We start from the raw sequence: 7303 nt of genomic DNA, 5'->3' as shown, positions 1-7303 counted from the left end.
GGCCGGCGGCGGCAGCACGGCCAGGATCTTGGACAGCGCGCCTTCCGCCGGGGCCGCCAGGCCGGCGTCCAGGGCCGGGCGGGCCAGGCGCACCACGGCGACCAGGGCCTGGGCTTCTTCCTTGGTGAACATCAGGGGCGGCAGATCAAAGCCCGCCTTCATGCGATAGCCCACCCCGGCCTCGCCGTCGATGGGCACGCCCTGCTGCTGCAGGGCCGCCACATCGCGGTAGACGGTGCGCACCGAGACCTCCAGGCGCTCGGCCAGGAACTCGGCGGTGGAAAGGCGGCGTCCGCGTATCAGCTGGACGATCTGGAACAGGCGGTCGGCTCGGCGCATGCCGCCATTGTGGCGCGAGAGTGCGGGGCGACCGGCATCGCGCTGGTGCGAGGGCTGCGCGCTATGCGCGCAAGACGATCTGGGGCGCTGCGGGGCGATCAGGGGGCGCAAAGCCCCTGTCTGCGGACTTGCGGGCTGCTGGCGGTGTGCTGGTGGCATGCGGGTTGTGGCGCGCAGGTGTCGGCCCTAGTCCGATCGGCTCATGCAAGGTCGCAAGGCCTTCAAACGGCACTCCTAGATTGGCCCCGTTTCGCCAACCAAGACGGGACCTTGCAAGGTCCCCAGGAGTCCTCCCATGAGTTCCCAACAAGACCGCCGCGGCTTTCTGCGCAGCCTGGCCGCCGGTGCCGGCGCCTCCGCCGCCCTGGCCAGCTTCCCGCCCGCCATCCAGCGCGCCCTGGCCATTCCGGCCAACTACCGCACCGGCACCCTGCAGGACGTCGAGCACATCGTCATCCTGACCCAGGAGAACCGCAGCTTCGACCATTACTTCGGCACCCTGGCCGGTGTGCGCGGCTTCAGCGACCCCTTCCCCATCCCGGTGCTGGACCGCCCCGGCACCTTCACGCGCAAGAGCGTGTTCGTGCAGCCCATCGGCAATGGCGCGCCCGTGCCGGGCCGCCCGGAGTGGGGCAGCGGCCGCAAGGCGATCGCGCCCTTCCATCTGAACACCCAGCAGGACTTCGGCGTGATGCGCGTGTCCGGCACGCCGCACAGCTGGACCGACTCCCAGGCCGCCTGGGACCACGGCCGCATGAACAACTGGCCCAAGGCCAAGCAGAACCACTCCCTGGGCTACTTCAAGCGCACGGACCTGCCCTTCCAGTTCGCCCTGGCCGAGGCCTTCACGCTCTGCGACCACTACCACTGCGCCACCCAGACCGGCACCAACACCAACCGCCTGTTCCTGTGGACCGGCCATAACGACCCGCTGGGCGTGGCCGGCGGCCCCTCCACCGACAACAGCCGCGACAACTTCAACACCAACCCCGCCACCGACTACACCTGGGTCACCTATGTGGAGCGTCTGCAGGACGCCGGCATCAGCTGGCAGGTCTACCAGAACATGGCGGACAACTTCACCGACAACCCGCTGGCGGGCTTTCGCCCCTTCCGCAATGCCTGGTACCAGCGCCCCGGCTATTCCCAGGTGCTGCGCGAGCGCGGCGTGAGCACGCGCGATCTGGACAAGCTCAAGGAAGACGTGCTGGCCGACAAGCTGCCCCAGGTCAGCTGGATCGTGGCCACGGCCGAAGGCTCCGAGCATCCCGGCCCCTCCAGCCCGGCCCAGGGCGCGGACTACACCTCGCGCGTGCTGGACGCCCTGACCGCCAACCCCGAGGTCTGGAGCAAGACCGTGCTGCTCATCAACTTCGATGAGAACGACGGCTTCTTCGACCATATGCCGCCCCCGGCCGTGCCGGCCTACGAGGTCTATGACGACGAGCCCAGCCGCGCCCGCCTGGCCGGCGCCTCCACCGTGGACACCGTGGGCGAGTACCACCACAAGCTCAATGGCTCGGACCCGCAGTACCACCGCCGTCCCTACGGCCTGGGCCCGCGCGTGCCCATGTACGTGGTCTCGCCCTGGAGCAAGGGCGGCTGGGTCAACTCCCAGGTCTCGGACCACAGCTCGGTGATCCGCTTCATCGAGGCGCGCTTTGGCGTGCAGGAGCCGCTGATCAGCCCCTGGCGCCGTGCCGTCAGCGGTGATCTGCTGAGCTGCTTCGACTTCCGCAAGCCCGAAGACCAGCCCTTCTTCAAGGACCTGCCGGCCACTGCCGCCCTGCGTGCCCGCGCCAAGGCCCTGACCCAGACCAAGACCCCGGCCACGCCCAGCAGCCTGGTGGCCCCGGTGCAGGAAGAGGGCCTGCGCCCGGCCCGCGCCCTGCCGTACGAGCTGCAGGTGCAGGCCCGCCAGGAGGCCAGCACCGTGGTGCTGCGCTTCGAGAATGCCGGCGAGGCCGGCGCGGTCTTCCATGTCTACAACCGCGCCGCCCTGGGCGAGCTGCCGCGCCGCTACACCGTGGAGGCCGGCAAGCAGCTGGAAGGTCGCTGGACCCCGGCCACGGGCAATTACGACCTGTGGGTGCTGGGCCCCAATGGCTTCCACCGCCACTTCACCGGCTCGGTGGCCGTGAGCGCCACCAAGCCGCAGCCCGAGATCGAGGTGCGTGCCGATCGCGTCTACGGCGAGCTGCAGCTGCGCCTGATCAACCGCGGCCAGGTGGCCGCCAGCTTCGAGCTGCAGGCCCTGAAGTACAGCGAGGAGCCGGCCCAGCTGCACCGCGTGGCCGCGGGCGCCGCCCTGGACCTGCGCCTGCCCCTGGCCGCCAGCCAGCACTGGTACGACTACGGCCTCAAGGTGCGCGAGCTGGCCGGCTTCAGCCGCCGTCTGGCCGGCCATATCGAGACCGGGGAGCCCTCGGTCAGCGATCCGGCCCTGGGCGGTGCGGCCCTGCTGGACCAGTACCGGCCCTGAGCCTGAACCGGCCCCCGGCGCGCCCGGGGGCCGCTCGCCGAATCTTCCTCAATCCCATCTGCATCGCATCATGAAACTCAATGCCTTTCTCACGGCCGCCCTGCTGGGCCTGGCCGTCAGCGCCAGCCATGCCGGCATCTACGGTCAGAACCTCATCGTCAACGGCGATGCCGAACAGGGCACCACCGGCTGGAGCGTCTTCGACGACTACAGCTTCATCCAGTCCGTCAGCTACGGCAACAACTGGGTCAAGCCCAGCGAGCCGGGCCCCGTGGACCGCGGCGCCAAGATGTTCACCGGCCTGGGCGAAAAAGCCGTGGCCTGGCAATCCCTGGACCTGGGCCAGTACTCGCAGGCCGGTGACCGCTTCAGCCTGAGCGGCTGGCTGGGCGGCTGGCAGGCCCAGGGCGACAACGCCAAGCTCTTCGTGAGCTTCCTGAGCGATACGGGCAATTTGCTCGGCTCCACCGAGATCGGCCCGGTGCGCCCGGCCGACCGCGGCAACAAGACCGGCCTGTTCTACCGCGAGGCCAGCGGCCTGCTGCCCGAGCAGACCTACACCCTGCAGTTCTGGCTGAGCATGGAGCGCCTGGGCGGTGGTGACAACGACGGCTACGCCGACAACCTCAAGTTCACGCTGACCGCGGCCCCGGTGCCCGAGCCCGCCACCTACGGCCTGATGGCCCTGGGCCTGCTGGCCGTGGGTGTGGCCGCCCGTCGCCGCCGCGCCTGAGTCCGGCCGGGGCGCAGCCGCCCCGGACCTTGCCGCCCAGGGGCTTGCCCTATGCTTGCGGCCATGCTGCCCGCGTACCGCCCCAGCCGTCGTTCCCTGCTCGCCTGGTCGGCGGGGGCAGGTCTTGCCTGGGCCTGGCCGGCGGCGGCGCTGGCGCCCTTGCCGGTGCCCGAGTTGCAGCCGCGCCAGCGCCGTCTGGCCAACGGCCTGCAGCTGCTGAGTCTGCCCATGCAGGACACCGCCACCGTGGCGGTGCAGCTCTTCTACCGCGTGGGCGGCAAGGACGACCCGCCGGGCCGTTCGGGCTTGGCCCATCTCTTTGAACACCTGATGTTCAAGGGCACACGCCATATGGCGGCCGAGCAGTTCGACCGGCTCACCGAGGACGTGGGCGGCAGCAACAATGCCTTCACCGCCGAGGACATGACGGTCTATCACAGCCAGGTGCCGGCCCAGCATCTGGAGGCCCTGCTCTGGGCCGAGGCCGAGCGCATGGCCCATCTGCAGGTGGACCAGGCGGGCCTGGACCGCGAGCGCGCCGTGGTGCGCGAGGAGTACCAGCAGCGTGTGCTGGCCGATCCCTATGGCCGGCTCTTCCAGGCCATACCCGTCTACGGCTTTGAGCACCCAGGCTATCGGCGGCCGGTGATCGGCAGTGTCGAGGAGCTGGAGGCCGCGACGCTGGCCGATGTGCAGGCCTTCCATGCCGAGCATTACCGCCCCGACAAGGCCTTGCTGGTGGTGGTGGGCGCCTTTGATGCCGCGAGTCTGGACCGCTGGGTGGATCGCTATTTCGGCCCCATTGCCGCCCCCGAACGCCCCGCCGCGCCACCAGCCCTGCCACAGCCGCGGCGCACGCGCGAGGCCCTGCACCGCCTGGCCGTGCCCGGCCTGCCGCAGCCGGCGGTGCTGGCCCTGTGGCAGGGGCCGCGCGCCGACAGCGCGGAGCTGCCGGCCCTGCAGCTGGCCCAGGCCCTGCTGGCCGAGGGCGAGGCCTCGCGTCTGAACCAGAGCCTGGTGCATGAGCAGCGCCTGGCCCAGAGCTGCGGCTTCGAGCTCATGCTCAATGCCGAGGCCGGCCTCCTGGCTGCCCATGCCATCTCCACCGGGCGCAGCCGGCCCGAGCTCCTGCTGGAGCGGCTCAGCCGCGAGGTGCAGCGCCTGGCGGAAGAGCCGATACCGCCGGCCCAGCTGGAGCGTGCCCGGGCTCTGCTGCTGACCCAGGCCCTGCTGGAGCGCGAAACGCCCGAGGGCCGCGGCCTGGCCCTGGGCCAGGCCCTGCTGCTGCGGGGCGAGGCGGCCGCGGCCACCGGCGATCTGGAGCAGCTGCAGCGCATCGGCGCCGAGGCGGTGCAGCGCGTGCTGCGCCGCCATGTGCTGCAGGGGGCTCGCGTCGCCCTGCTCCATATCGAGGCCGCGGGCGGCCCCGCGCGATGAGCAGCCCGGGGCCGATGCGGGCGCGGCGCCGCCTCTTGCTGGGCGCGGCCTCGGCCTGTCTGTGGCCCCATGCCGGAGCCCAGCCGCTGCCCGAGCTGGCGCCCGCGCCGGGGCCCTTGCTGCCGGCCATGCCCTGGACCGTGCAGGGCTGGCGCCTGTCCAACGGCCTGCGCGTGCTGCTGGCGCCGCGACCGGGCTGGCCCCTGGTCAGCCTGCAGCTGCAGCTGGGCCTGGGCAGCCTGCTGGACCCGCCCACCAAGGCGGGGCGTAGTCAGCTGCTTCTGGATGTGCTCAGCCGTGGCCGGGCCGCGGGTGGCGAGCTGGCCTGGGCGGCCGAGAGCCTGGGCGCCAGCCTGGAGGCGCAGACCCAGTCCCTGGGGGCCAGCCTGAGTCTGAGCCTGGCCGCGTCGCGCCTGCATGAGGGGCTGGCCCTGCTGGCCGGGATGGTGCTGCGGCCCCAGCTGCCGGCGGCCGGGCTGGAGGCGGCACGCCAGCAGATGCTGGAGCGGCTGCGCGAGGCCCAGGCCGATCCCGCGGCCCTGGCCCAGGCCTTGGGTCGCCGCCTGTTCTGGGGCGATAGCGCGGCGGGGCGTCTGCCCACGCCGGCCTCCCTGGGGCGCCTGCGCCGCGAGGACTTGCTGGCCCTGCAACGCAGCCAGCTCAGCCCCCTGCTCAGCAGCCTGATCATCTGCGGCGACTTCGAGCCGGGGCCGCTGCGAGCCCTGCTGGAACGCCAGTGGGGAGGCTGGCAGCCGGGGCCGCAGCCGGGTCAGCTGCCCACGCCGGTGCAGGCGCGTCCCCTGGGCACCCGCAGCCTGTGGGTGCATCTGCCCGAGGCCGGCCAGAGCGTGGTGCAGCTGCTGGCGCCCCACGCCGGGCTGGAGGCGGCGGCCGAGCTGCCGGCGGCCCAGCTGGCCCAGGCGGTGCTGGGGCAGGGCTATTCCTCGCGTCTGGGGCTGGAGGTTCGCATCAAGCGCGGTCTCAGCTACGGCGCCAGCAGCCAGGTGGAGAGCCTGCCCGGCGGCGGCTGGCTCAGCGCCCAGGCCCAGACCCGCCACGAGGGCGCGGCCGAGGTGGCCGGCCTGATGGCGGCGCAGATCCAGGACCTGGTCGAGCGCCCGGTCTCGGCCGAGGAGCTGGCCGCGCGCCGCGCCAGCTGGCTGGGGGAGCAGCAGCGCCGCATGGAGAGCCGCGTCGGCCTGGCCGCGGCCCTGGGTGAACAGATCCAGCAGGGGCTGGCGCCCGAATCGCCCCAGCGCCTGGCGGCCCGTCTGCAGGCGGTGGACGCCCAGGCCCTGCAGGCCTATGCGGCCCGCTACTGGCAGCCCGAGGGCCTGCGCCGTGTCGTCGTGGGCGACCTGAACCTGGCCGGTGCCGGCCTGCGGGCCCTGGACCCCGGCGCCTGGGTGCTGGCGGCCCGCGATCTGGACCTGGAGAGCCCGCTGCTGCGACATCGTTCACGCCGCGGCGCGGGGGGCATGCCCGGCCCGGGGGGCTCGGGGTAGAATCCCTGCTGTCATTGGGGAGTAGCCGCTGCGGCCGCCCGATTCCGAACACCGGTGATCGCGCCCTGCAGGCTCGTGTCAACAGACTTGGTTCGCAAGAGCCATGGCACGGGCAGTGTCCACACCTGGCAAGACCTTTGACCATGCAGCTCGGCATCCCCTCACACGGCCGGAGCGGCATGGTCAATCGTCCGTGCTTCAGGCCGTGTGGGTGTTCTCATGGAAGCCTTCCTCGTCTCCACCGGCCTCGTGGCCCTGGCCGAAATCGGCGACAAGACCCAGCTGCTGGCCTTTTTGCTGGCCGCGCGGTTCCGCCGCCCCTTGCCCATCTGCCTGGGCATCCTGATCGCCACCGTGGTCAACCACGCCTGCGCCGGTGCGCTGGGCGCCTGGATCACCACCCAGCTCAGCCCGCAAGTGCTGCGCTGGGGCCTGGGCCTGGGCTTTGTGGCCATGGCCATCTGGACCCTGATCCCCGACAAGCTCGACGAAGAGGAAGAGGGCGGCGGCCGGCTCAAGCTGGGCGTGCTGGGCACCACCATCGTGGCCTTCTTCCTGGCCGAGATGGGCGACAAGACCCAGATCGCCACCGTGGCCATGGCCGCGCAGTTCAAGGCCTTCTGGGCCGTGGTGGCCGGCACCACCCTGGGCATGATGATCGCCAATGTGCCCGCCGTGCTGCTGGGGGACCGCATCGCCCACAAGATCCCGGTGCGCCTGGTGCATGGCGTGGCGGCCCTGATCTTCCTGCTGCTGGGCCTGGCCGTGCTCTTCGGCGTGGGTGAGAGCCTGGGCTTCTGAGGCCGG

6 protein-coding genes and 1 riboswitch are annotated in these 7303 nt (G+C 71.8%); of the genes, 5 read left to right on the top strand and 1 reads right to left on the bottom strand.

What is annotated here, in order from left to right; all coding sequences use genetic code 11:
• Positions 1 to 339 (bottom strand): helix-turn-helix transcriptional regulator (locus ACK5F2_RS10405; RefSeq protein ID WP_409864510.1); only part of this gene is annotated, 339 nt, incomplete at its 3' end.
• A 295-nt stretch (positions 340 to 634) separates the two neighbouring features.
• Here ACK5F2_RS10405 and ACK5F2_RS10400 point away from each other — a divergent pair.
• From ACK5F2_RS10400 to ACK5F2_RS10380, 5 genes are all read left to right on the top strand, one after another.
• Positions 635 to 2821 (top strand): phosphocholine-specific phospholipase C, encoded by a 2187-nt coding sequence (locus tag ACK5F2_RS10400; protein ID WP_409864509.1) that lies wholly within the window; start codon positions 635 to 637, stop codon positions 2819 to 2821.
• A gap of 70 nt (positions 2822 to 2891) precedes the next feature.
• Complete coding sequence (locus ACK5F2_RS10395) at positions 2892 to 3554, top strand: PEP-CTERM sorting domain-containing protein (protein WP_409864507.1); 663 nt, start codon at positions 2892 to 2894, stop codon at positions 3552 to 3554.
• A gap of 63 nt (positions 3555 to 3617) precedes the next feature.
• Complete coding sequence (locus ACK5F2_RS10390) at positions 3618 to 4991, top strand: M16 family metallopeptidase (RefSeq protein WP_409864506.1); 1374 nt, start codon at positions 3618 to 3620, stop codon at positions 4989 to 4991.
• Positions 4988 to 6496, top strand: coding sequence for a M16 family metallopeptidase (locus ACK5F2_RS10385; RefSeq protein WP_409864505.1), 1509 nt, complete (start codon positions 4988 to 4990; stop codon positions 6494 to 6496). The genes ACK5F2_RS10390 and ACK5F2_RS10385 overlap by 4 nt, the downstream gene beginning before the upstream one ends.
• A 4-nt stretch (positions 6497 to 6500) precedes the next feature.
• Positions 6501 to 6712: riboswitch (yybP-ykoY riboswitch) on the top strand.
• A gap of 3 nt (positions 6713 to 6715) precedes the next feature.
• Positions 6716 to 7297, top strand: coding sequence for a TMEM165/GDT1 family protein (locus ACK5F2_RS10380; RefSeq protein WP_409864503.1), 582 nt, complete (start codon positions 6716 to 6718; stop codon positions 7295 to 7297).
• The last annotated feature ends 6 nt before the right edge of the window (positions 7298 to 7303 follow it).

Source organism: Roseateles sp. (assembly GCF_046300915.1).
In the GTDB taxonomy this organism is placed as follows: domain Bacteria; phylum Pseudomonadota; class Gammaproteobacteria; order Burkholderiales; family Burkholderiaceae_C; genus Kinneretia.
The sequence above is the reverse complement of the archived record's forward strand: the minus strand, read 5'-3'. Positions and strand labels throughout refer to the sequence as shown.